The 25284-nt window shown below is 64.9% G+C and carries 22 protein-coding genes; 11 read left to right on the plus strand and 11 right to left on the minus strand.

What is annotated here, in order from left to right; translation table 11 throughout:
• The first annotated feature begins 112 nt into the window (after window positions 1-112).
• The 4 genes from VL52_RS15105 to VL52_RS15120 all read left to right on the plus strand — a co-directional run bounded on the left by VL52_RS15105 (window position 113) and on the right by VL52_RS15120 (window position 7387).
• A complete protein-coding gene (locus VL52_RS15105) occupies window positions 113-454 on the plus strand; it encodes a hypothetical protein (RefSeq protein ID WP_046157802.1) in 342 nt (113 codons plus the stop codon).
• A 301-nt stretch (window positions 455-755) separates the two neighbouring features.
• Window positions 756-3500 (plus strand): magnesium-translocating P-type ATPase, encoded by a 2745-nt coding sequence (gene mgtA / locus VL52_RS15110; RefSeq protein WP_046157803.1) that lies wholly within the window; start codon window positions 756-758, stop codon window positions 3498-3500.
• A 322-nt stretch (window positions 3501-3822) separates the two neighbouring features.
• Window positions 3823-5736 carry a thiamine pyrophosphate-binding protein gene (locus VL52_RS15115; RefSeq protein ID WP_046157804.1) on the plus strand — a complete coding sequence of 638 codons (1914 nt, stop codon included), beginning with the start codon at window positions 3823-3825 and terminating at the stop codon, window positions 5734-5736.
• Window positions 5737-5767: 31 nt separating this feature from the next.
• Window positions 5768-7387, plus strand: a complete 1620-nt coding sequence (locus VL52_RS15120) for a flavin monoamine oxidase family protein (protein WP_046157805.1) — start codon at window positions 5768-5770, stop codon at window positions 7385-7387.
• 47 nt (window positions 7388-7434) lie between these two features.
• On the opposite strand, the gene VL52_RS15125 is transcribed toward VL52_RS15120, so the two are convergent.
• The 6 genes from VL52_RS15125 to htpX all read right to left on the minus strand — a co-directional run bounded on the left by VL52_RS15125 (window position 7435) and on the right by htpX (window position 13944).
• A complete protein-coding gene (locus VL52_RS15125; protein ID WP_046157806.1) occupies window positions 7435-8049 on the minus strand; it encodes an LbetaH domain-containing protein in 615 nt (204 codons plus the stop codon).
• Between the two features lie 155 nt (window positions 8050-8204).
• A complete protein-coding gene (locus tag VL52_RS15130) occupies window positions 8205-9281 on the minus strand; it encodes a porin (protein WP_046157807.1) in 1077 nt (358 codons plus the stop codon).
• Window positions 9282-9730: 449 nt separating this feature from the next.
• Window positions 9731-11185 (minus strand): ATP-binding protein, encoded by a 1455-nt coding sequence (locus VL52_RS15135; protein WP_046157808.1) that lies wholly within the window; start codon window positions 11183-11185, stop codon window positions 9731-9733.
• Window positions 11182-11895 carry a response regulator gene (locus VL52_RS15140; RefSeq protein ID WP_021477512.1) on the minus strand — a complete coding sequence of 238 codons (714 nt, stop codon included), beginning with the start codon at window positions 11893-11895 and terminating at the stop codon, window positions 11182-11184. The genes VL52_RS15135 and VL52_RS15140 overlap by 4 nt, the downstream gene beginning before the upstream one ends.
• Window positions 11896-12009: 114 nt before the next feature.
• The gene (locus VL52_RS15145; RefSeq protein ID WP_235429311.1) at window positions 12010-13008 is read right to left on the minus strand and encodes a TerC family protein; all 999 of its coding nucleotides are present in this window, start codon (window positions 13006-13008) and stop codon (window positions 12010-12012) included.
• Between the two features lie 54 nt (window positions 13009-13062).
• Window positions 13063-13944: a protease HtpX gene (gene htpX / locus VL52_RS15150; protein WP_046157809.1), complete on the minus strand. Its 882-nt coding sequence runs from the start codon at window positions 13942-13944 to the stop codon at window positions 13063-13065.
• Between the two features lie 132 nt (window positions 13945-14076).
• Between htpX and nhaR the strand changes: the two genes are divergently transcribed.
• The 7 genes from nhaR (at window position 14077) to VL52_RS15185 (ending at window position 21155) form a co-directional block, all read left to right on the plus strand.
• On the plus strand, window positions 14077-14958 hold the full coding sequence (gene nhaR / locus VL52_RS15155) for a transcriptional activator NhaR (protein ID WP_046157810.1): 882 nt from the start codon (window positions 14077-14079) through the stop codon (window positions 14956-14958).
• 137 nt (window positions 14959-15095) lie between these two features.
• Window positions 15096-15653 carry a GspH/FimT family pseudopilin gene (locus VL52_RS23425; RefSeq protein ID WP_052717425.1) on the plus strand — a complete coding sequence of 186 codons (558 nt, stop codon included), beginning with the start codon at window positions 15096-15098 and terminating at the stop codon, window positions 15651-15653.
• Window positions 15644-16180 carry a type IV pilus modification protein PilV gene (gene pilV / locus VL52_RS15165; RefSeq protein WP_160298954.1) on the plus strand — a complete coding sequence of 179 codons (537 nt, stop codon included), beginning with the start codon at window positions 15644-15646 and terminating at the stop codon, window positions 16178-16180. The genes VL52_RS23425 and pilV overlap by 10 nt, the downstream gene beginning before the upstream one ends.
• Window positions 16177-16866, plus strand: a complete 690-nt coding sequence (locus VL52_RS15170; protein ID WP_046157811.1) for a PilW family protein — start codon at window positions 16177-16179, stop codon at window positions 16864-16866. Before pilV ends, VL52_RS15170 begins: the two co-directional genes overlap by 4 nt.
• The gene (locus VL52_RS15175) at window positions 16863-17414 is read left to right on the plus strand and encodes a pilus assembly PilX family protein (RefSeq protein ID WP_046157812.1); all 552 of its coding nucleotides are present in this window, start codon (window positions 16863-16865) and stop codon (window positions 17412-17414) included. Before VL52_RS15170 ends, VL52_RS15175 begins: the two co-directional genes overlap by 4 nt.
• A gap of 2 nt (window positions 17415-17416) precedes the next feature.
• Window positions 17417-20701 (plus strand): pilus assembly protein, encoded by a 3285-nt coding sequence (locus VL52_RS15180; protein ID WP_052729327.1) that lies wholly within the window; start codon window positions 17417-17419, stop codon window positions 20699-20701.
• A 19-nt stretch (window positions 20702-20720) separates the two neighbouring features.
• Window positions 20721-21155, plus strand: a complete 435-nt coding sequence (locus VL52_RS15185; protein WP_046157813.1) for a type IV pilin protein — start codon at window positions 20721-20723, stop codon at window positions 21153-21155.
• A gap of 61 nt (window positions 21156-21216) precedes the next feature.
• Here VL52_RS15185 and VL52_RS15190 read toward each other — a convergent pair whose 3' ends face one another.
• The 5 genes from VL52_RS15190 to VL52_RS15210 form a co-directional block, all read right to left on the minus strand.
• Window positions 21217-21477, minus strand: a complete 261-nt coding sequence (locus VL52_RS15190; RefSeq protein ID WP_021477502.1) for an acyl-CoA-binding protein — start codon at window positions 21475-21477, stop codon at window positions 21217-21219.
• 101 nt (window positions 21478-21578) lie between these two features.
• On the minus strand, window positions 21579-22154 hold the full coding sequence (locus tag VL52_RS15195; protein ID WP_046157814.1) for a hypothetical protein: 576 nt from the start codon (window positions 22152-22154) through the stop codon (window positions 21579-21581).
• A gap of 56 nt (window positions 22155-22210) precedes the next feature.
• A complete protein-coding gene (locus VL52_RS15200; RefSeq protein WP_231151699.1) occupies window positions 22211-22930 on the minus strand; it encodes a DsbC family protein in 720 nt (239 codons plus the stop codon).
• Window positions 22931-22962: 32 nt separating this feature from the next.
• The gene (locus VL52_RS15205) at window positions 22963-24114 is read right to left on the minus strand and encodes a UbiH/UbiF family hydroxylase (RefSeq protein WP_046157815.1); all 1152 of its coding nucleotides are present in this window, start codon (window positions 24112-24114) and stop codon (window positions 22963-22965) included.
• 4 nt (window positions 24115-24118) lie between these two features.
• Window positions 24119-25276, minus strand: coding sequence for an FAD-dependent oxidoreductase (locus tag VL52_RS15210; RefSeq protein ID WP_046157816.1), 1158 nt, complete (start codon window positions 25274-25276; stop codon window positions 24119-24121).
• Window positions 25277-25284: the final 8 nt, after the last annotated feature.

Below are 25284 nucleotides of genomic sequence, written 5' to 3' on the forward strand. Positions count from 1 at the left end.
GAATGCCGCCGCGGCATGACCCGATCCGTTTCGCGTCCCCAAGCAGGACGCGGACATCCGTCGCCGCGCGCGATGGCCGGACTGTCCGGCCCCGCGCGGCCAGGAGCTTACGATGATGCAAAATCCCTTCCTGAATCCGCGCCAGCAACAGCGCTACCAATTGTCGATCGCCTGCCCGGCCATGTCGCTGGGCGCTGCCCGCCGCGAACTGCGCGGCCAGGCGCTGAAACACGGCCTGCGCATCCTGCAATGGCAGGAACAGCCGCAGCCCCCCGCCCGCGGCGGCGGGCTGGCCGCCGCGCCCTGGCTGATCAGCGCGGATTTCCGTTCCGACTCCACCGCCTGCATGCATTTCCTGCAGGGCATCGCCCAGCGTCTGACCACGCTGCCGCTGACGCAGGTGAAGCTGGAATGCCTGTCGCTGCCGCCCATCACCAACCGCGCGCCGGCCTGACGCCGTCTTCCGAAATCATGCGCCGCGCCTTTGCGCCCGGCGACCAAGCAGCACAGGAGACGGCATGACATAGCGCCCCCACCACCTTTTGAGATGCCACCCGCTGGGGCGTTCGCGCAGAGCCCCCCAACGGGCGGCAATGTTCTCTCGCTTTTCGAGCTGACACATTGTCGGCGCTGATGCACGAGAGCCTGTTCACGATCTGTTCCGACATCGGCCGTTTCACGGCGCTCGGAATACAAGATCGCGGGCACGCTCGAATGGCAGGGCTGGTCGTGCCCGCAGCGCCAGGAGATTTACCATGACCAAGAACCTCACGCCCCGCAAACGGAACCGGGGCTTCATCGCCGCCCCGGGCAAAACCGGCGACCAAATCGCCTTCCGCCTGGCCCACGAAGCCTTGCTGCCGCAGGAAGAAACCTTCAAGCGGCTGCGCAGCCAGCCGGAAGGCCTGACCTCCCTCGAAGCCGCCCAGAGGCTGGAGCAATACGGCCGCAACGAAGTGGCGCACGACAAGCCGCCTCATGCGCTGATCCAGTTGCTGCTGGCATTCAAGAACCCATTCGTGATGGTGCTGATCGCGCTGGCCGCGATCAGCTACGTGATGGACATCGCGATGGCGGCCCCGGACGACCAGGACTGGACCAAGGTCATCATCCTGGCCAGCATGATCGGCGTCAGCGGCCTGCTGCGGTTCTGGCAGGAGTACCGCTCGGCCAAGGCGGCGGAGAAACTGAAATCGCTGGTGCGCAACACCGCCACCGTCCAGCGCCGCCCCACCTCGCCGACCGTGCCCCTGCGCATGGAAGTGCCGATGACCGAGCTGGTGGTCGGCGACATCGTCCACCTGCAAGCCGGCGACATGGTGCCCGCCGATGTGCGGCTGCTGGAATCCCGCGATCTGTTCATCAGCCAGGCGGTATTGACCGGCGAAGCGCTGCCGGTTGAGAAGTACGACACGCTGGGCGCGGTGGCCGCCAAATCCGCCGACGGCCAGACTGACGGCGACGCCGGCTTGCTTGATCTGTCCAACGCCTGCTTCATGGGCACCAACGTCGTGTCCGGCACCGCCCGCGCGGTAGTGGTGGCCACCGGCACCGATACCTATTTCGGCTCGCTGGCGCGCAACGTGGTCAGCCACAAGCGCATCGAGACCAGCTTCGACAAGGGCGTCAACAGCGTCTCCTGGCTGCTGATCCGCTTCATGCTGGTGATGGTGCCCATCGTCTTCATGATCAACGGCGTCACCAAGGGCGACTGGATGTCCGCCCTCACCTTCGCGCTGGCGGTGGCTGTGGGCCTGACGCCGGAAATGCTGCCGATGATCGTCTCCGCCAACCTGGCCAAGGGCGCGGTGGCGATGGCGCGGCGCAAGGTGGTGGTGAAGCGGCTGAACTCGGTGCAGAACTTCGGCGCGATGGATGTGCTGTGCACCGACAAGACCGGCACCCTGACCCAGGACAAGATCATCCTGGAGCACCATTACGACGTTTACGGCGACAAGGACGAAACCACGCTGCAGCTGGCCTGGCTCAACAGCTTCCACCAGAGCGGCATGAAGAACCTGATGGACATCGCCATCGTCGAACGCGCTGACGAGCTGGGCGAACGCGTCAAGCTGCGCCATTACAGCAAGGTGGACGAGCTGCCGTTCGACTTCGAGCGCCGCCGGCTGTCTGTGATCCTGCAGGAGCAGAATGGCCAGCAACTGATGGTGTCCAAAGGAGCGGTGGAGGAGATGCTGGCTGTCTGCAGCCACATCCAGGACGGCGATGACGTGCGCGTGCTGAACGCGGAAGAACGCGCCCGCCTGCTGCGCCTGAGCCAGGAGTTCAATGCCGAAGGCTACCGCGTGCTGGTGGTGGCCACCCGCCACATTCCGTCCGACGAGCGCAAGAACGCCTACCAGACCGCCGACGAAAAAGGCCTGGTGGCGCGCGGCTTCCTGACTTTCCTCGATCCGCCTAAGGATTCGGCCGCGCCTGCGATCAAGGCGCTGAACGAATACGGCGTCGCGGTCAAAGTTTTGACCGGCGACAATCCCATCGTCACCGCCAAGGTCTGCCGCGACGTCGGCCTCAATCCGGGCAAGCCGCTGCTGGGCCCGGAAATCGAGGCGATGGACGACGTGGCGCTGTGCGCCGCGGTCAAACGCACCACCATTTTCGCCAAGCTGACGCCGCTGCAGAAATCGCGGGTGGTGAAGGCGCTGCAAGCCAATGGCCATACCGTGGGCTTCCTCGGCGACGGCATCAACGACGCGCCGGCGCTGCGCGACGCCGACGTCGGCATCTCGGTGGACAGCGGCGCCGACATCGCCAAGGAAACCGCCGACATCATCCTCTTGGAAAAGAGCCTGATGGTGCTGGAAGAAGGCGTGATCAAGGGCCGCGAAACCTTCGGCAACATCCTCAAGTACCTGAACATGACCGCCAGCTCCAACTTCGGCAACGTGTTCTCGGTGCTGGTGGCCTCGGCCTGGCTGCCGTGGGAGCCGATGCTGGCGATGCAGCTGTTGCTGCAGAACCTGATCTACGACCTGTCGCAGATGTTCCTGCCCTGGGACAAGATGGACCCGGACTTCCTGAAAAAGCCGCGCAAGTGGGAAGCCGGCAACATCAAGCGCTTCATGCTGTGGCTGGGGCCTACGTCCTCGGTATTCGACATCACCACCTACATCCTGCTGTGGACAGTGTTCGGCGCCGGCGCGGCCTACCACATGCACGGCGGCGACGGCGGCCAGCTGATCATGAACACCGGCTGGTTCATGGAAGGCCTGATCTCGCAGACGCTGGTGGTGCACATGTTGCGCACCCGCAAGATTCCGTTCCTGCAAAGCACGGCGTCGCTGCCGGTGCTGCTGTCGACTTCGATCGCCATCGCCATCGCCTGCTACCTGCCGTTCTCGCCGATCGCATCCTCGCTGGGCTTCATCCAGCTGGACTCCAGCTACTTCTGGTGGCTGCTGCTGACGATGGCCGGCTATCTGGCCCTGACGCAGACGGTGAAGACCATCTACATCAAGCGCTACGGCCAATGGTTCTAAGCGCCCGATAAGGCGGCAACGCCAAAGCATGCCCGAGGCCGGTCAATGACCGGCCTTTTTCATATCGCCAACCCGCCTTTAGTTCAGCAACATCCAAGCCGCCAGGATTTTTGTGCAAAACCTGCACTTTTAGACAGCTAGTATTCGTACCTAAGCGCTTCCGCCTCTTCTTCCCGCCTCATGAAAATCACGGCCCCTCCCTCATGCCGGCGGCCTCCCGCAAACTGTGGAAATTAATCCGGCAAGGCTTCGTCCATATCCATCCGCTCCGGGCTGAATTACCACAAACAGTATCCATTCCAATAACCAGATGGAGAAAACCATGAGCATGGACGATGCAGGCGGCCAGAAGCGCTGGGCGCGCGATTACGTGTTCGACATCCTGAGCCAGCTGGGCATACGCCGTATTTTCGGCGTGCCCGGCACCAACGAGATTCCCATCATCGACGGCACCTCCTATCCGGAAAACGAGGTGGAATACATCGAATGCCTGCACGAAAACATCGCCATCGGCGCAGCGATGGGCTCGGCGCGGATGACCGGAAAGCCCGGGGTGCTGGTGGTCCACGTGACGCCCGGCATCGCCCACGCCATCGGCAACCTGTTCAACGCCTGGCGCTCCCAGGCGCCGCTGGTGATCCTGTGTTGCCAACAGCAGAACGAGCTGGTCACCCAGGAACCTCTGCTGGCTTCAAACCTGGTGGACCTGGCCCGCCAATACACCAAGTGGGCGCATGAGGTCCGCACCGAGCAGGAATTCCCAATGGTGCTGCAACGCGCGTTCAAGGAAGCGATGGCGCCGCCCAACGGCCCGGTCTTCGTCGCCATTCCCTGGGAATTCACCATGCGCCGCATCGGCGACGACGATCGCATCAAGGGCGTGACGAAGATCTCGCCGCACTTCACCGCCGATCGCCAGGCGATAGCGCAGGCGGCGCAACTGCTGCGCGAGGCCAAGAATCCCATCATCGTCACCGGAGACGCCGCCGGCTACGCCGAAGCCTGGCCGGAGCTGCAGCGAATGGCGGAGCTGCTGGGCGCGCCGGTGCTGCAGCAAACCTTCAGCAGCCTGGCCAATTTCCCCAACAACGATTACCACTGGCAGGGCGAGCTGCCCGGCAGCCAGTCCGGCGTGCAGCAGGTATTCGCCGGCCATGACGTCGCCTTTCTGTGCGGCTTCAGCAACCAGGCGCAGATCACGGTCTACAAGTACAGCGACGGCCCGCTGATCCCGCCAAATGTCACGCAGGTCTACCTCAGCAACCACACCTGGGACATCGGCAAGAACTACTACGGCGAGGCCGCGCTGTTCGGCGACCTGAAAGCCACGCTGCCGCTGATCAACCAGTTGATCGGCGACCAGCCTTCCCCGGCGGCCATCGCGCGCAACACCAAGCTGAAAGAGCTGGCCGCCCAGCGCAAGGTCGCCTGGGACGCCTATCTGCGCGAAGCGATGCACCAGAACGAGATCTGGGCGGTAGTGATCGCCGACGCGCTGCGCAAGGAAATCGGCGAGCGCCAGCTGGAAAAGCAGTTCGTCTACGTGCACGAGGCGGTATCCGATCCGGCGCCATTCCAATACCTGCTGCCGTTCACCGACCAAGCGGCGGCGCCGATCAGCTACTACTGCGTCGGCGGCGGCTCGCTGGGCTGGTCGATGCCGGCCACGCTGGGCATCAAGCTGGAACCGGACGGCTGCCAGGGCATAGACACCCGCTTCGTCGTCGCCGCCACCGGCGACGGCTCCTCGCTGTTCTACCCGCAAACCTGGTGGACCGCGCAACACCGTCAGTTGGGCGTGCTGTACATCATCACCAACAACCACGAGTACCACACGTTGCAGATGGGCCTCCAGCAGGTGGAAGCGATATACGGCGACGCGCCCGGCTACGAATGGACCGCCAAGACGCAAGATCCGGAATACCTGCGCATCCATCGTCCCAAGCCGGATTTCGTCACCCTGGCCAAGGCCTTCGGCGGCATGGAGGGCGAGATCGTCCGCCATCCGGAAGACGTGCGCGCGGCGGTCAGGCGCGGCATTGGCCACGCGCTGGGCGGCCACGCCTACGTGCTGGACATGCATACCGTCGGCCTGGAGCAAACCCCGCCTACGCCGGAAGAAGCCAATGCCCGCTACGAAAAGCAGCCCCGCCTGGACTGCTTCCACTTCGGCGCGGACGCGCTGCGGCGCAACGACGATGCCGGCCTGCCGGGCAATGTGCCGGTGATCTTCTGAACGCAATCCACCCAGAGAAGGAAACAGCACCATGGCTGAAGAAAATTTCGACATCGCCATCGTCGGCGGCGGCGTATCCGGCGTCTATTGCGCCTGGCGGCTGAAACAAACCAACCCCGGGCAGAAGATCGCCGTATTCGAAGCCAGCGACCACATCGGCGGGCGGTTGCTGTCGGTGCGCCCGCCCGACATTCCCGACATGGTGGCGGAACTGGGCGGCATGCGCATCCTGCCCGCGGTGCAGCCGCTGGTGACGAAATTGATCACCGAATTGAATCAGGAGCTGCCGGCCGACGAACAGATCACGCTCTACAAGTTTCCGGTGGACGAGCCCCAGAACATCGCCTTCCTGCGCGGCGTCTACCTGCGTCTGGCCGACTTCACCAATGATCCGGACATCGTTCCCTACCAGCTGAATTTCATCGACCACGGCCAAAGCGCCGGCGAGGTGATCGTCAACGCGATCGAACAGATCGTGCCCGGCATCACCAACCCGAACCTGAACGAGGAACAGCGCCGCGAAATGGCGCAAAGCGCCGAATTCGGCGGCGTGCCGCTGTACAAGCAAGGCTTCTGGAACGTGCTGCTGCGGGTCATCACCGGCGAGGCCTACCACTACGCCGAAGATGTCGGCGGCTACGACTCAACGCTGTGCAACTGGAACGCGGCGGACGCGATTCCATGGTATCTGTCGGACTTCGGGGTCAGCCCGGAATACATGGGCTTCTGCAACGGCTTCCAACAGGTGCCGCTGTCGCTGGCCCAGCTGTTTGAAAAATCCGGCGGCGATGTCAGGCTGGCATCCCACATCTCCCATATCACGCTGCAGGGTGACGGCTTCGCCTTCCAGGTCAACGGCAGCGCGGCGACGGCCAAGAAGCTGATCCTGGCGATGCCGCGCCGCTCGCTGGAACTGCTGACCGCCACCAGCCCGGCGCTGCAGGACGCCAAGACCCAGGCGCTGATCTCCACCGTCACGCCGCGGCCGCTGTTCAAGCTGTTCACCACCTATGACAGCCCCTGGTGGCGCAACACCGGCTACTCCTCCACCGACGCCAAGGGCGAACCGATCTACGTCGCGGTGCAGGCCGGCCGCTCGGTCACCGACCTGCCGGTGCGGCAAACCTACTATTGGCCGAAAAGCGATGGCACCGCCGCCACCGAAGGCCACGCGATGTTGCTGGCCAGCTACGACGACGGCGACAACACCGGCTTCTGGGACGGGCTGCGCGCCAAGCGCCGCCAGCCCAGAGCGCTCGGCAGGGATGTGGCGCCGCTGGCCGACCCCTTCATCGGCGTGGACGACAATGTGCAGCGCGACGAGCTGGAGTGGCACCAGTACAAGGCGCCGCGGATGATGACCGAGGAAGTGACCCGCCAGCTGACCGTGATGCACAGCCTGAACTACACGCCCAAGGTGCGCAACGCCGCCTACCGCGACTGGGGCGACGATCCGTTCGGCGGCGGCTGGAACAGCTGGAACATCGGCGTGAAGAGCTGGGAAGTGAAACATGCCGTGGTGCAGCCGACCGACCTGCCCCTGTACATCTGCGGCGAAGCCTACTCCGACGCGCAGGGCTGGGTGGAAGGCGCGCTGCAGACCGCCGGCTACCTGCTGGGTAAGCTCGGCGTCGCGCCCTTCCCGCAGTGATCGACGCGTAGACAACGGACCGTCCGGCCAAGCCGGCGGTCCGTTTTTCAAATCTGGTCCTGATCCACCAATCCCAGGCGCGGCACCACGGCGCCCTCTCCCAGCACCGTCCCCGGCGACAATACCGCGTTGGCCCCCACCCGCACGCCATCGCCCAGCAAGGCCCCCAGCTTTTCCAGCCCCGGCAGCAGCACCTTGCCGGCCACATGCAGGCGTATGGTTTTGTCGTCGCGCTCGTTCCAGTGATTGGCCAGGATGCTCCCGGCCTCCAGATTGACATCGGCGCCCAGCACCGAATCGCCGACGAAATTAAAGTGCGCCAGCCGGCTGCCCGGCCCGACGATGGAAGTCTTGATCTCGCAGCCCGGCCCGACCGTCGCGCAAGGACACAAAACTACACCGCCGCGCAAATAGGCGTGGGCGGCCACCCGGCAACCGGGGCCTATCCAGACCGGCCCCTTCAGGATCGCCCCCGCTTCCAGCGTCGCGCCGCGATGGATCATCGCCTCGCCATTCAACACCCATTCATCGGGATTGGCGGTGGCGCGTAGCGCCGCCAACTCATCGGGCAAGTCTCTCAGCCATCGCCAGGGCTCATCGGCGGCATCAAGCCAAGGCAAGGCCTGGGCCACGGAATGCAACAAGCGGTGAAATTCCGGCATCGGAGCTCCTCAGGGCAAAGAAGCTATTTGACGCGCGCAAGCGCAGGCCGGCAAGCATCCAAAACAAAACTGCCGTCCCCTTGCGGGAACGGCAGTCTGTATTGTCGCTTCGATGTCAGCCCATCGGAGCGTCCTGTTCCAATCCGTTGCCGGTATTAGAAGGAGTGAACCATGTTCAGACCCACGCCGCGCAGCTTGCTGCCGGTGCTGGAAGCGTCGCTGCCATTGTTGAAGATGGCTTGATCAGCCTTCACTTCGCCGTATTGCAGGCCAACGGTGGTGCGCTTGGACATTTGATAGTCCACGCCGACCAGGAATTGCTTGTAGCCGGTGTTGTCCACACGCACGCCGTCCTTGTCGTAGTCCTTGGCCTGAGCGTAGGTGATCTTCGGAGTGAAGGCGCCCAGGGTGTAGGCCGCGGTCAGCGCGTATTCCTGCGACTTGTACTTGCTGCCGTCACCAGCCGGAACCGTGTTGTTCTGCAGGAAGCTCAGCGGAGTGATGGAGCTGTCGCCACGATCGTTGCGGTAGCCGAAGGCAAGCAGCAGGTTGTTGGCATTGTAGCCAGCTTCCAGGCGGTGGCTGTCATTCGCTTGGGTGCGCACGCCAGCGGCAACCACCGGGGTCTGGTGGATGTACTGGTATTTGCCGAAGAAGCCGCTGTTCTCGTACGACAGGCCCAGGTTGTAGGTTTCACGCTGGGTGGTCTGCGCATCCTTATTGAACGCGTTGCTCTTGTCTTCCTTGGTGCCGTACAGGAAAGCGCCCTGGAAGCCATTGTAATTGGCGGTGTCGAAGCGGATGGCGTTCTTCACGCGCTCGTCGTCGCGGGTGAAGGCGTTCAGTTGCAGCGCGTTGCTGGAACTTTCCCACGGATTCACGACGCTCATGTTGGAGTCGCTGAAGGTGGAGATGTTGCCCAGGCGAACCTTGCCGTAGCCGGTATCCAGGCCGACGAAGGATTCGCGGCTGGCGAACGTGCCGTAACCCTGACGGTTGGTGCCGTCAATGTCGAAACCGCTCTCAACCTGCCAGATGGCCTTCAGGCCATTGCCCAGATCTTCGCCGCCTTTGAAGCCGATACGGGAGCCCATATCGTCGACATTGGTTTGATTCACGCCACCAGCGTGAACATTTTCCACGCCGGCCTTCAGTTGGCCGTAGATGGTGACATCAGCGAATGCGGCAGCCGGCAGAGTGGCAACCGCCAGGGCGATCAGAGTTTTTTTCATGGTGAACAATCCTTGTGGCTTGTCTTAGAAAGCGATTGAATACTAATTCCACAGATGGATATATGCAAGTGAACACTTCGGTACCATGTTGTAAAAACACATCACAGGATGCAAAAATACAACACTAGTCATGAGATCAGAAATCTTGTCCAAACTTAACAATTTTATGTGTTTTTATTGCTTAATGAACATTAACAAAGCCATTAACACCGAAACAATGTTCAGTAGCGAAAAAAAAGGCCCACATCTGTGGGCCTTACATAAGGATAGACTTGACCTGAGCCTGTTCGAACCTAAAGAATTCAGACATCAACCAGACTCAATTTAGAGTGTACTCGCTTTCGTTTTTCCAATCAATTTGTTTGCCAGCGCACTTTGTCAAACATTGTTAAGCCCTTCCGCGCGCTCTGCGAGCGCGGCCATGCCGCGATGGCCAGCAGACCCTAGGCTCAGCTATCCGCGACAGCCTCGCGCTGGGCGGGGAAATACAGCTCGGCGCACAAGCCGCCCAGCGGGTGATTGAACAGAAGAATGTCGCCATGGTGTTCGCGCGCGATGGCTCGGGCGATCGCCAGCCCCAGCCCGCTGCCGCCGGTATGCTTGGCTCGGGAGTGCTCCAGCCTCACATAGGGCTCGAATACCCGCTCGAGATCATCCTCGGCGATGCCTGGGCCATGATCGCGCACCATGATCTTCACCCTGCCGGCATGCTCGCGCAGCGATACTTCCACGACGCCGCCGCCATAACGGCGGGCATTCTCCAGCAGGTTGGCGATGCAGCGGCGCAAGGCCTGCGGCCGGGCGTACAGCGGCTTCACCGCCTCAGTCCTGCACGCCACTTCGGCGCCCAACGCCTCCACGTCCTCGACCACGCCCTCCAGCAAGGCGCCGACATTGAGCAGCACCGTGCTTTCATTGCCCTGCCCCATCCGCAGATAGGCCAGCGTGTCGCCTATCAGCTGATCCATCTCGACCAGGTCGCGCTCTATCGCCTGGCGCGCGCTTCCCTCCTCCAGCTGCTCCAGCCTCAGCCGGACGCGGGTGATGGGCAGGCGAAGATCGTGCGACACGCCTGCCAGCATCTGGCTGCGCGTCTGCAGATAACGCTGCAGCTCCTGTTGCATCCGGTTGAAAGCCCGGGAAGCGTTGACCACTTCCTGGGTGCCGGTTTCAGGCAAGGGCGGCTGGTTGAGGTTGGCCGCCAGCCCGGTCGCGGCCTGGGAAAACAGCGCCAGCGGCCGCGTCAGGCGGCGCACCGCCCAGGCGGAAGCCATGGCCACCACCAGCGCCACCAGCAGCAGCCAGGCGGTCACCCGCCACGGCGTTTCCGCCGCGCTGGATATCTGGCCGATGCGGAAGGTCACCACGGTGCCGTCCTTAAGCTGCGCCTGCACCGTGGCCATCTGGATCTTGAACTCCGGTCCGCCCTCGCCCAGCTTGTTGGGAAAAGCCTGCACCCAGAACTGCTTGCCCGGCGTGAACACGTGCCGGCCCGGCTCGACGAAGGGACGCAGCAAATCTTCCGCGGCATCGGGAGAGTCGTCGCGGAAGGACAGCACCTGCAGACGGAACGGAGAGCCAAGATCGTCCTGGATCAGTTCGCGCAGCTTGCCGGCTTCCGGCAGGCTGGTCTTGCCCCCGACCCGCCAGGGCTGGTCGAGCAGCACCTGGGCATTGGGAGAAGTCAGCGCGCCGGCCAGCTTGGGCCGGCTGGCGGCGGCGGTTTCGTCCAGCAGATTGATCATGTCCGCCAGGTGCTGCGCCACGTACTCGGCGCGCAGGGTGCGACTGAGCCGCTCGCGGTCGGTCAGCACCAGCGCGATGCCGACCACGTTGGCCAACAGCACGCTGGTCAGCAGCGTCAGCAGCAGTTGGCCATACAGGGTGCGAGGCAAGCGCCTCATCTCACCGGCACCACCTCGCAAGCCAGCATGTAGCCGCCGCTGCGTATGGTCTTGATCAGCAGCGGTTCGCGGGCGTCGTCGCCCAGGCGGCGGCGCAAGCGGCCTATCATCACGTCGACGGTGCGGTCGAAGGGGCCGGCTTCCTTGCCGTTCATCGCCTCCATCAGCTGGTCGCGCGACATCACGCGCTGCGAATTCTCGGCCAAAGCCTGCATCAGCTTGAACTCGCCGCCGGACAGCGGCGTCACCACGCCGCCGCCGTCGACCAGATGCTGGGCGCCCAGCTCCAGCCGCCAGTCGCCGAACTGCAGCGCGCGCAGCGCGCTGTTGTTGCGGCGCTCTTCCACCCGACGCAGGATGCTGCGCACGCGGGCGAGCAATTCGCGCGGGTTGAACGGCTTGGGCAGGTAATCGTCGGCCCCCATTTCCAGGCCGATGATGCGGTCCAGTTCGTCGCCGCGCGCCGTCAGCATCAGGATCGGCATATTGGAGCGGGAGCGCAGGTCGCGGCACAGTTTCAGGCCGTCCTCGCCCGGCAACATCAGATCCAGAATCAGGATGTCGAACGACTGCTCGGCCAAGGCGCGGTTCATCGCCTCGCCATCGCCCACCGCCGAGACAACCATGTCCTGGCGGCTCAGGTAATCGCTAAGCAGATCGCGCAGATCCGGATCGTCATCGACAATAAGCACGCGGGAAGCTTGAGACATCGGCAGTTCCTAAGGTATCGGGAGTTAATCACGAAGGTGTCGCCTGCAAGCGCGACAACAGCGCGGGCGCCGTGTTTGGGCGCCCGCGCTCTCAGGGTTGGAGTGACGAAGGTTTCAATTGGTTCCGCTGTGCGGTTCCTGCCGGGTTCGATGCCAGGAATAGCCGATGCCGCCTGCCAGCAGGGACACCGTCGCCAGCAGCGACCAGGCGGTGGGTAGCTTGAAGGCCACCAGGCCCGCGTCGTGCAGGTAGACCAACCCCACTTTGACGCCGATCAGCACCAGCACCAGCGCCAGCGCGTACTTCAGATAATGGAAACGGTGCACCATGGCCGCCAGCGCGAAATACAGCGCGCGCAGGCCCAGAATCGCGAAGATGTTGGAGGTGTAGACCAGGAACGGATCCTGGGTGACCGCGAAGATGGCCGGGATGCTGTCCACCGCGAACACCAGGTCGGCCGACTCCACCAGAATCAGCGTCAGCAGCAGCGGCGTCGCCCACCATCCCTTGCCCAGGCCGTGGCGCTCGCCGCGCACCAGGAAGGCGTTGCCGTGCAGTTCCGGCGTCAGCCGCATCCGGCGGCGCAGCCACTGGTAGAACTTCTGCTCGGTGAGCGGCGTGGCTTCCTCGTCGCCGGAGAACAGCATTTTCAGGCCGGCCCACAGCAAGAAGATGCCGAACAGCAGCAGCACCCACTGGAACTCGGCCACCAGCGCGGCGCCGGCGCCTATCATCAGCGCCCGCATCAGGATGGCGCCCAGAATGCCCCAGAACAGCACCCGGTGCTGAAGCGCTCGCGGCACCGCCATGCTGCCGAAGATCAGCGAGATCACGAACACATTGTCCAGCGACAGCGACTTCTCCAGCAGATAGCCGGTGAAGTACTGCACGCCGGCGTCGGCGCCGCGATACCACCACACCCAGCCGCCGAAGGCCAGGCCTATGCCTATATAAAACGCCGACAGCTTCAGGCTGTCGCGCACGCCGATCTCGCGGCCATCCTTCTGCAGGATGCCAAGATCGAACGCCAGCAACGCCAGCACTCCGGCCAGGAAAGCCAGCCAGGTCCACAGCGGATAACCCAGCGCGGGGGCGGTCAGAAAATCGATCACTGCAACACTCCATTCAATCCGTCAATGCGGGCGGACAGACGCCGCCCGCGAGGGTCAACCGCGGCCTTCCAGCGCGGCGATGCGTTCTTCCATGCTCGGATGGGTGGCGAGCAGGCCCAGCAGGCCGCGGCCGCCGGCGATGCCGGAGGCGGCCATGCTCTTGGGCAGGCCATCGGCCTCGATGCCGCCCAGGCGGCGCAGCGCGTTGGCCATCGGCCGCGGCGAACCCAGCAGCTCGGCGGCGCCGGCATCGGCGCGGAACTCGCGCTGGCGCGAGAAGTACATCACCACCACGGAAGCCAGGATGCCGAACACGATCTCGCACACGATCACCGTGACGAAGTAGCCGATGCCGGTGCCGGCGGAGCTGTTTTCCTCATCGCGTTTCAGCCAGCTGTCCACCAGATAGCCGACCACCCGCGCCAGGAAAAACACGAAGGTGTTGACCACGCCCTGGATCAGCGTCAGCGTCACCATGTCGCCGTTGCGGATGTGGGCGATCTCGTGCGCCAGCACCGCTTCCACTTCTTCCTCGTTCATATTGGCCAGCAGGCCGGTGGACACCGCCACCAGCGAGTTGGAGCGGCTGGGACCAGTGGCGAAAGCGTTGGGCTCGCCCTCGTACACCGCCACCTCGGGCATCGGCAGGCCGGCGCGGTCGGCCAGCTTGCGCACGGTGTTCAGCAGCCAGGCCTCGGTCTGGCCGGACGGCTGCGTGATCACCCGCGCGCCGGTGCTCCACTTGGCCATGGTCTTGGACAAGGCCAGAGAAATGAAGGCGCCGCCGAAACCCAGCACCGCCGAGAACATCAGCAGCATGCCCAGATTCAGCCCGCCGGAAGTGACGAAGCGGTCCAGCCCCAAAAGACGGACGCTCACGCTCAGCACCAGCATCACGGCGATGTTGGTCACAATCAGCAAAATCACCCGTTTCATTGTTTAGTCTCCCGAAATCCATTCAATCATCGGCCAGGACGAAGCGCTGGCCACACTGCAGTGTATGCGACAAAATGAATCGAAAAAATAAAGTAAAATCTGAACATGTATACGGTTTTTTCGAATTGAAAAATGGACAAGCTCAATTACAAGCATCTGCACTATTTCTGGGCCGTCGCCCGCACCGGCAGCGTCACCCGCGCCGCCGAACAGCTGGGCATCAGCATGCAGACCGTCAGCGGCCAGATTTCCCGGCTGGAGCAGCAGCTGGGACGGTCCTTGCTCCGCCAGCAAGGGCGCGGGCTGGAACTGACCGAAGCCGGGCGCGTGGCCCAAGGCTACGCCGACCGCATCTTTCTGCTGGGCGAGGAAATGGAAGAGGCGCTGGCCGATCCCTTGCTCGACCAGACGCTGCGGCTGGCGGCCGGCATTTCCGACGTCGTCCCCAAAGGCATCGCTAGCCGCCTGTTGCGGCCGGCGCTGCAAACCGGCAACCGCCTCCGCCTCAGTTGCGGCGAGGGGGACTTCGACGAGCTGATCGGCGAATTGGGCCGGCACCGGCTGGATCTGGTGCTGGCGGACCGGCCGGTGGCCAGCAGCGAGCAGCAACAATTCCAGTCCTGGCCGCTGCTGAGCTGCCCGGTGCAGCTGCTGGCCGCGCCGGCGCTGCACGCCAGCCGTCTGGCAGGCTTCCCAGCCAGCCTGGAGCAAGCGCCGCTATTGCTGCCCAGCCGCGACAACGTGCTGCGCAGGCAACTGGAGCATTGGTTCGAGGCAAACGGTTTGCGGCCCGACGTTGTCGGCGAATTCGACGACCATGCGTTAATGGAGACATTCGCCCGCCAGGGAATGGGACTGCTGCCCGCCCCCGTCTCGCCCGACGGGGAGGCCGACCATCCCGGCCTGCTGTCCTTGGGCGCGCTGGACGGCGTATCGGAGCACTACTACGTCACCGCCAGCCGACGCAAATTGCAGCACCCCGCCCTGCAAGCCATTCTGCAGGCCTGGAGCTGAGCTTGTGCCATGCAGGCGACAGGCGGCCTCGAGAGACGGACCGGCGGCGCCGGCGATGATTCCACCCAAGATAGTCTTGGCCGATAATGGTTCGAAGCACTTCGCCGGCGCGGCCGCCGGGCAACAGATCGAGCATCATGGACAAGCAACAAGCTTTCACCCTGCCTGAGTTGTTGATCGTCATGGCCTTGCTGGCCATCGTCCTCGCATTCGCCGTGCCGGCCTACCAAAGCGCCGTGTCAGCCAACGCGGTGATGTCCGAGAGCAATAATCTGTACGGCGACATCCTGGCCGCCCGCAACGAGGCGCTCAAGCGCGGCCAGACCGTGCTGGTCTGCCCTTCCGCCGACGGCGCCAACTGCAACGCCAGCGCGCCCGGCAACACCAGCTGGGCCGGCGGCTGGATCGTGCTGCAGGCGGCCGGGGGAAACTGCACCGACACCAGCGGCACCGTACTGCGCAGGCAGCAGGCCTTCGCCAGCGGCGACAGCGCCAGCTCCAACAACAGCGCCTATCCTTATCTATGCTTCAACCGCATGGGTTATGCGCCGTCCAGCAACGATGGCATGATCACGTTCAATACCTCCGGCAACCAGGCCAGCAGCCGGCGCTGCGTGGCGCTGGCCGCGGTGGGCCATCCTCAGGTGCTGACCAGCGGCCAGACCGACAGCACGGGACAATACACATGCCCATGAAAACACCCGGCCAAAACGGTTTCAGCATGCTGGAAGTGCTCGTGGCGCTGATCGTGATCTCGCTTGGCCTGCTCGGCATCGCCGGCATGCAAGCCGCCGCGATCAACAGCACCAGCATCGCCCGCAGCCGCAGCCTGGGCGCCATCGCCGCCGAAAGCATGGCCGCGGCGATGCACGCCAACTCCGCCTACTGGGGCGCGCTGAGCGCCAGCGGCAGCTGGAGCGTCAGCGCCTCCGGCGCCATCAGCGGCTCCCCTGCCCTGAGCCAGGCGGTGGACTGCTCCGCCTCCGGCACCACCTGCAGCGCCGCCAACGTGGCCGGCTACGACGCCGCCCAGTGGGGCAACGGCACGATCAGCGCCCTGCCGGGCGGCAGCGGCCAGATAGCCTGCAACCCAGCCACTACCTACACGCCGGTCGCCTGCACCATTACCGTGTACTGGCTGGAAAAAAACCGCTCGGTCAACGCCGTTTCCATGGCCGCCGGCACCGCCAGCCAGAGCTACCAGATGGTGGTGGTGCCATGAGCGTGCGTCGGCAGCGCGGCGGCGGCCTGATCGAGGTGATGGTGGCCATCGCCATCGGCCTGTTCCTGCTCAGCGTGCTGACGCTGATCTTCACCTCCGCCCGGCTGACCAAGACCAGCCAATCCGGCCTGGCTCAACTACAAGACAATCAGCGCACGGCGATGACCCTGATCAGCAGCATCGCGCAGTCCGCCGGCTACTATCCCAACCCGCAGCTCCAGACCGCGGCGCAAGCGCTGCCGGCCGCAAGCGGCTTCGCCGCCGGACAATCGATCACCGGCACGTCGGGGGGCTCGGGCGCGTCGGACACGCTGAGCATGCGCTTCGCCACCCTGTCCGGCGACACCGTGCTCAACTGCAACGGCTCCAGCAACACCAGCGGAAGCGGCCAGATCTACATCAACCAGTTTTCCGTCAACGGCTCAAACCAGCTCGCCTGCGCCGTCAACGGCGGAACCGCCCAGGTGCTGGTGGACGGCGTCAGCAAAATGACTGTGCTATACGGCGTTGACTCCGCCAACAGCGGCTCCATCACCCATTACTATCCGGCCTCCGGCATTCCTTCCGGCGCCACCGTGCGCTCGGTATGGGTGACGCTGACCATGGTCAATCCCCTGGCCAGCCAGCCTGGCCAGCCGGCCACGGTGAAGATGTCCTGGCTCACCGGCCTGATGAACCAGCTATGACGCGCCCATCCCCTCTCTCCCGCGCTTCCGGTCCACGCGGCTTCACGATGGTGGCGGCGCTGATGATGCTGATCGTGATCACCATCATCGGCATCGCGCTGATGCGCAGCAGCGGCCTCTTGGGCAAATTGGCCGGCAACACCCGCGAAAAGGGCCGGGCCTTCGAAGCGGCCGAAGCGACGCTGCAATACGCGGAATGGTGGCTGAACCAGGGCGGCAACGCCGGCGCCGCCGTCAACTGCAGCAGCACCCAGACGCTGAGCGCGCTGCAGATATGCAGCAACGCGATCGCCAACCCAACTACCAACGTACCGTGGACCACGGGCTACACCTACACTCCGCCCCTCATGACCGCCTCGGCCAATGGCGGCGGCCAAACCTATTACCAGGCTCCTCAGCTCTACATCCAGTTTCTGGGGCTGAACGCCGCCGGCACCGGCGCCGTCTACCAGCTCACAGCGATAGGCTATGGCGGCAACGCCGCGTCGGTGGCCGTGCTGCAAAGCACCTACACGCTGTACTCCGGCACCACCAATCTGGGGAAATGACCATGCGACCCGATGCCCCGCGTCTTGCTCTCAGCCTGGCCGCCCTGCTGGCCTCAAGCCTGTGGCCGCAAACCGCCGGCGCGGTCACCGTCAGCGACAACTTCACCGGCGGAGGCGCCCAGCTCAACTGGCTGGTGTTCGGCGGCGCCTGCATGACCGCCGGCACCGGCTCCGGCACCATCCCGGCCTGCGGCAGCAAGGACCCCAGCGGCAACACCCAGATCGGCGGCTACGCCGGCACGCTGCCGGACACCAGCGGCAACGGCGCGCTGCGGCTGACCAACAGTTCCGGCAGCCAGTCGGGCGCCATCGTCTACAACAGCCTGTTTCCGTCCGGCAGCGGCCTGCAGGCTACCTTTACCAGCTACACCTACGATGGCGACTCCGGCGGCAGCGCGCGCGACGGCGCCGACGGCATGAGCTTCTTCCTGCTCACCGGCATTCCGAGCGCCGTAGGCTCCTTCGGCGGCAGCCTGGGCTACAGCTGCTCCAACGTGAACTCCCCTTACAACGGCATCATCGGCGGCTACCTGGGCCTGGGCATGGACGAGTACGGCAACTTCCCCAACGGTGGCTCCAGCAACGACAACACCTCCAGCGGACCGGGCGCCAAACCGCAAAACATCTCGCTGCGCGGCGCGGGGTCGGTGGCGGCCAGCGCGCTGGCCAGCCAGTTCGGCGGCAGCTTCAGCGCCTCCATGGTGCAAAGCGTCTGCAAGACCGGCAAATACGGCACGCAAAGCGTGCTGAACTATCCGTTCATCAGCATTCCCGGCACCAGCGGCGGCGTCTACCAGCTGCCGTCCAGCCAGCCGATGGCCAATGAATCCGCCACCAAGCGCGGCCAGGCGGTGCCGATCAGCTACAAGCTGAAGATCACGCCGGCCAACCTTCTCAGCCTCTGGTACAGCTACAACAACGGCGCCTACGTGCCGGTGATCACCAACTACGACATCAACAACACCTCGGTCAGCGGCCCGTTGCCCAGCCAGATCACCTTCGGCTTCGCCGCGTCCACCGGCGCCAGCCGCAACGTGCACGAAATCAGCTGCTTCCAGGCCCAGCCCTTCACCCAATCCGCCAGCTCCAGCGGCCTGAACAGCCAGCAGACCACGCTGATCCGCACCGGCACCCAGCAATACGTGGCCAGCTACCACGCGGACAACTGGTGGGGATCGCTGGCCTCCTACGCGCTGCAAGGCAATACCAGCACCGGCCAGGTCAGCGTGGCCAGCACCGCCACCTGGGATGGCTCCTGCGTGCTGACCGGCGGCAGCTGCGCCACCACCGGCGCCAGCAATATGAGCGCGCAAACCAGCCGCGCCATTCTCAGTTGGAACGGCAGCCAGGGCATCCCCTTCCAGTGGGCGAGCCTGACATCCGCGCAGCAAACCACGCTGAGCCCGGACGGCAACGGTTCGGCCCGAGTCTCCTACCTGCGCGGCGCGCGCGGCAACGAAGTCACCACGCTGGGCAGCGGCCTGTTCCGCGACCGCGACAGCGTGCTGGGCGATCTGATCAACAGCAGCCCGATCTGGGTAGGCTCGCCGCAGAACAGTTATGCGAACGTCTGGAGCGACAAGCTCTACCCATCCGCCTCGCCCGCGGAAAACGCGACCGGCGCGCAAAGCTACCCCAGCTACAAATCCGCCAACCTCACCCGGACCAACATCGTCTACAACGGCGGCAACGACGGCATGCTGCACGGCTTCCGCAGCGGCGCCAACGACAGCAGCGGCAATTACGTGGCCACCAACAACGATGGCCAGGAGGTGTTGGCTTACGTGCCGGCCGCGGCCCAGGCCAACACTGTCCAGTACAGCAATCCCACCTACGCCCACCAGTACTTCGTCGACGCCACCCCGGCCGCCGACGACCTGTTCTACGGCAGCGGCTGGCACACCTGGCTGGTAGGCGGCCTGGGAGCCGGCGGCCAGGCGATGTACATGCTGGACATCAGCAATCCGGCCAATTTCTCCGAAAGCAACGCCTCCAGCCTGGTGGTGTCGGAGATCAACAGCGGCACGCTCAGCTGCGTCAACAAATCCACCTGCGGCAACGACCTGGGCTACACCTTCGGCACGCCGGTGATCACCCGCTTCCACAATGGCCAATGGGGCGCGGTGTTCGGCAATGGCTACAACAGCGCCAACGGCCACGCCGTCATCTTCATCATGCTGGTAGGCAGCAACGGCGCGCCCAGCTTCTACGAACTGGACACCGGCAGCGGCAGCGCCAACGACCCCTCGGGCGCCGGCGGCAAGAACGGCATCTACTACACCACGGTCGCCGACCTGGATGGAGACAACATCGCCGACTACATCTACGCCGGCGACCTGTTCGGCAACGTATGGCGTTTCGACGTCACCGGCAGCACGCCGTCCAGCTGGGCGGTCTCGCAATTCGGCAAAGTCGCCGCCTCGCCGCTGTTCACCGCCCAGTACACTTACTGCACCAGCGCGCAGATCAGCGCCGGCAGCTGCACGCCCAGCCTGCAGCCGATCACCAGCAAGCTGCTGGTGACATCCATTCCCACCGGCGGCGCCAATCCGCGGGTGCTGGTGTCGTTCGGCACCGGCCAGAAAATCCCGTTCACCACCAGTTCCGCCGACATCTACGCCGGCGGCACCCAGAGCCTGTACGGCGTCTGGGACTGGGACATGTCGGGATGGAATACGCTGGTAGGCCAGTCCGCCTACTACAGCCAGGCCGCGCCCACCGGCGGCCTGACCGTGCGCCCGAGCAACCTCACCGCCCAGACCGTCGCCGCATCCTACAGCTCGACGCTGGGCTCGGTGCAAGGCTACCGCGCGCTGTCCAACAACACCGTCTGCTGGCAAGGCGGCGGCGCCTGCAGTCCAAGCACCAGCAACACCAGCTACGGCTGGCTGCTCAACCTGCCCGGCAGCGGCGAGCAGGTGATCTACAACCCGGTCAGCCAGCTGGGCACCTTCACCGTCAATACCACCATCCCGCCCAACAACAACGCGTCGTCGTGCACGGTATCGTCCGCCACCGGCTTCACCATGTCGCTGAACCCGAAAACCGGCGGCGCCACCGCGCGCTCCTATTACGCCAACGATTCCGGCAATTTCAACGGCATCAGCGGCAGCGTGATAGACGGCATCGCGGTCAATATGGCCGGTTCGCCCAGCGTGGTCAGCTTCCAGAGCAACTATTTCGCTATCGGCAGCAGCATCAGCGGCGGCCCGGTCGCCACTCCGCCGCAACTCAATCCGGCCGCCTTCGACCTGCACGCCAGGCTGAACTGGATAGAACTGCGCTGAGCCTCCAAGAGACGGAACCATGAAAAAAAAACCTGAAGGATTTTCCCTGCTGGAACTGGTGATCACGTTGGCGGTGCTGGCCCTGCTGGTTTCCATCGCCCTGCCCTCGTACCGCAACTTCATGATGCAATCCAACCGCACCGCGGCCAAAACCGCGCTGCAAGACCTGGCCAGCCGCCAGGAAAGCTATTTTTCCACCAACAACAACTACGCCAGCCAACTGGCCACCCTGGGCTACGCCAGCGGCACGGTCTATGTGCCCGGCAACGGCAACAATCTGTATGCGCTCTCCATCGCAAACACAACGGCCAGCACCTTCGCACTGAACGCCGCGCCCCAAGGCAGCCAGGCCCAGGACAGTTGCCAGACCTACCAGCTGGACAATCTGGGCAACCAGAGCAATATCGTCAACGGCTCCAACGGAACCACGCTGAGCGTCAGCGGCTGCTGGTGACCGGCAAAACAAAACGGCGCCCGATGGGCGCCGTTCGGCTTGATGAAGGACAGGCTCCGGCTCAGTCGGCCAGCAGCTTGTTCACCACGTCTACGTATTCCTGCATGGCCGCGGCGCCATCCTTGCCCTTCAGCTTTTCCCAGGCGTCGAACTTAGCGCGGTTGATGAAGTCCATCATGCCCGGACGCTCGCCGGCGGCGTCGCCTTCGGTCGCCTGCTTGAACAGCGCGTACAGTTGCAGCAGGGTCTGGTTGTCCGGACGCTCGGACAAGGTCTTGACGTCGGCCTGGGCCTGAGTGAAGAGAGTCTGCAGATCAGACATGGCGTTTCCTTTGTCGATTGCCGGGACGGTTGGCTCCGTCCCTGGCGGTGTTAGCCCTCCGGCATGCGCCGGAACGGGGGACAATGTAGCATGAAGCGGACTCAATGCGACAGTGGCGGCGGCGCATCCGCCTGCGGCTCTATCCGTATCCGCTTGTAGCTTTTCACCGCCCGCCCGTCCTTGCGCGCGGGTTGGTAATCCGCGCCGCGGAAAACCGGGGCGATGGCATCGGCCAGCTTGGCGTCCACCTCGCCCTCGAAGCGCACCGCGTCCACCCTGCCTCCGGCGCCGATGAACACCAGCACCTCGATCGGCTGCGATGGGCCGTTCAAGGCCACGTCCGGCAGCGCGATGCGGCCGCGCTCCTGCGCCAGCTGGTCCAGCTCCCGCGCCGGATAATAGATGTCGGCGCCCAGACGCAGCCTGTCATCGCCGATGTCCTCCGGCGCCATGTCGTCAGCATCCGGCTTGGGCGCTTCGGCCACCGGCGGCGCGATCGGCGGCGGCTCGGCGGCCGCCGGAGCGGGCTCTCCCCGCAGCCTCACCCGCATCGCCTCGTGCCAGGAAGCCCATTGCCCGGGCCTCAGCGGCAGCCACAGCACGGCCGCGTGGACAAGCAGCGACAGCCACAGCGCCAGCAGCAGCCGTTCCGTCGTGTTCCAACGCCGCATCTTCATGCCCGTTTCGCGCCGTTCGCCATCAAAAACGGGACCACCGGTCCCGTCTTGTTGGCTTACTTGGCGTTCAGCAGCTGCTCGATGTCGTCGCCGCCGATGGCGCCCGGCACCATGCGGCCATTGGCGAACACCAGCGCCGGCGTGCCGGTGATGCCCATCTTCTCGCCCAGCGCCTGGATCTTCTCCAGCGGCGTGTCGCAGTTGTCCGGACCGGTCAGCGGCTTGCCGTCTCGCATGAAGGCGGTCCAGGCGGCGGCCTTGTCGGCCGAGCACCAGATCTGCTTGGACTTGCGCATCGCGTCCGGGTGCAACTGGGTCAGCGGGTACAGGAAGGTGTAGATGGTGACGTTGTCGATGTCCTTCAGGCTCTCGCGCTCCAGCTTCTTGCAGAACGGGCAGTCAGGATCGGTGAACACCGCCATCTTGCGCTCGCCCTTGCCGCGCACATCCTTGAACGCGTACTGGAACGGCAGCGCGTTGAAGTCCACCTTGGACAGCTCGGCCATCTTCTTCTCGGTCAGGCTTTCCTTGCTCTTGGTGTCGATCAGGTCGCCGACGAACAGATAGCTGGCGTCGCTGTTGACGTACACCACCTGGCGGCCGTCCACCACCAGCTCATAGATGCCCTTGACCGGGGTGGCGCTGACGCTCTTCACCTGCTTGCCGGGGAAATGGCCGAGGAAGGCCTTCTTCACGTCTTCGACATTGCCGCCGGCGGCCTGGGAGCATGCGGCCAGCGACATCAGCATCGCGCTGGACAGGGCCAGCGTTTTCATTCTCTTGTTCATCGATCAGGGGTCCTTTGGGATCAGTATCCAATCGCCTGTCTGGCGAACTGCCGTTTCAGCGGAGTCATGCAGTTGGTCAAAGACAGGCCGGTATTGCGCAGCCATGGCAGACCAGGCAGTTTCGCATGGAATAGCCGGTACAAGCCATCGCAGCCGAGTTGCATGGCGGCCACCGCCTCGCGGCGCTGGCGCTGGTAGCGGCGCAGCAGCATCCAGTCGCCGCAATCGGGCGCGGCGTCCAGCAGGCCAGCCAGTTGCGCGGCGTCCTGGAAGCCCAGGTTGACGCCCTGCCCGGCCAGCGGATGGACGGTGTGGGCGGCGTCGCCGATCAGCGCCACCCGCTCGGCCGCCACCGCCTCCGGCTGGATCAGCCGCAAGGGAAAGGCCGCGGCGTCGGTCAGGGTGGCAAACGCGCCCAGTTGCCGTCCGCCGGCCTCGGCCACCCGCGCGGCCAAGTCCTCCGGCGACAGTTGCAGCAGCGACTGCGGATCAGGAGTGGACCAGACCATCGATATTCGGTTCCCGGCCATCGGCAGCCAGGCGAGAATGCTGTCGCCGAAGAACCATTGCCGCGCGATGCCCTGATGCGGCAGCTCGCAGGCGAAATTAGCGACCACGCCGCTCTGGCCATAGGGTTTGACGCTGGCCTTCAAGCCCAGCTGCTCCCTCACCCAGGAGTTGGCCCCGTCGGCCCCCACCAGCAGCTCGGCCGCCAGTTCTCGGCCATCCTCCAGTGTCAGCCGGGCTTCGCCCGGCGTCGTGGCCAGCGCCTTGGCGCGCGCGCCGGTGATCAGCTCCGCGCCGCTGTCGCGCAGCTGGGCCCACAGCGAGGCCAGCAGCCAGCGGTTCTCCACGATCCAGGCCAGCGCGTCGGCATCTGCGTCGCGGGCAGAGAACGAAATCCGCCCGCCGGCGTCGCCGCGCACGTCCATCGAGGCGATGGTGCCGATCCGCGCCATGTCCGGCCAAGCGCCCATGCCCTCCAGGAAACGACGGTTGGCCGGGCTGACCGCGTAAATGCGCGCGTCCCAGCCTTGCTCCAGTCCATCGGCAGCCGGCTCGCCGGCCTCCAGCAACGCCACCCGTTTGCCGGCGCGCGCCAGCGCAAGCGCCAAGCTGGCGCCGACCAGGCCGCCGCCGACGATGACCGCTCGATATTTGTCGTAACGCATCCGTTTATCCCCGCACGCCGAATACAAGATGGCCGGCGAATTTGCGCCGCAAGGCCGGCAGCGCGTCCAGCGCCGTCATGCCGACGCCGCGCAGGCGGTTCAACAGCGGATGGTGGCCGTCGAACAGCTTGATCAAGCCATGGGTGAAACCGACCACCGCGCGGCTGTCCAGCTTACGCGAAGCGGCATAGCGCTTCAGCGCGCGCGCGTCGCCGGCATCGGCCGCGCCCTCCAGCGCCTCGGCCAGGCCGACCGCGTCGCGCAGGCCCAGATTCAGGCCCTGCGCCGCCACCGGGTGCATGGTCTGGGCGGCGTTGCCGATCAGCGCCACCCGGCCGCTCGCCACCTGGCTGGCCTGGCGCAGCGCCAGCGGGAAGGTGGCGCGCGGGCCGACCGACAGTATCCGGCCCTGGCGCTCGCCGAAGGCCTGCTGCAGCTCGCCGCGCAGCACCGCTTCGTCGGCGGCGGCCAGCCGCTCGGCGTCGGCCTGGCTGCGGGTCCACACCAGCATGTAGCGCTCGCCGTGCGGCAGCAGCGCGAATGGGCCGTCGTGGGCGAAACGCTCGTAGGCCACACCCTGCGGCGGCAGCTCGGTCTCCACCTCCGCCAGCACCGCGCACTGATGGTAATCGTGGCTCAGCCGGCGGATGCCCGGCAGCGTTTCCGCCAGCGCGCCGCCCTCAGCCAGCACCAGCAGGCTGCCGGTCAGCAGCAAACGACCGTCCGGCGTGTCGACCTCGGCGCACGCGTACTGGCTCAGGCTCTTCACCGCCGTCACCCGGCATTGCCATCTCACCTGCACGCCTGCCTGCTCCAGCGCGCCGCCAAGCCCGGCGACCAGCGCCGGATAGTCGACCACCGCGCCCAGATGCGGCAGATCCAGATCTTCCCGATCCAGACGGGTGCGGCCGCAACTGCCCTGCTGCGACACGTGGACGGTGTCTATCGCCGTCGCCGGCAGATCGGCCGGCCAGGCGCCGGCGTCTTCCAGCAGGCCGCGGCTGTGCCAGGACAGCGCCAGCGCGCGGGCATCGCGCACCTCGGCGTCTCTCGCCCTCGCCTCCAGCAGCATCACGCTGCGCCCCTGCCGCGCCAGCCTCAAGGCGGCCAGCGCGCCCACCGGGCCGCCGCCGACGATCAGGACGTCGGCGTGTTCGCTCATTCGTTCAT

Source organism: Chromobacterium vaccinii (assembly GCF_000971335.1).
In the GTDB taxonomy this organism is placed as follows: domain Bacteria; phylum Pseudomonadota; class Gammaproteobacteria; order Burkholderiales; family Chromobacteriaceae; genus Chromobacterium; species Chromobacterium vaccinii.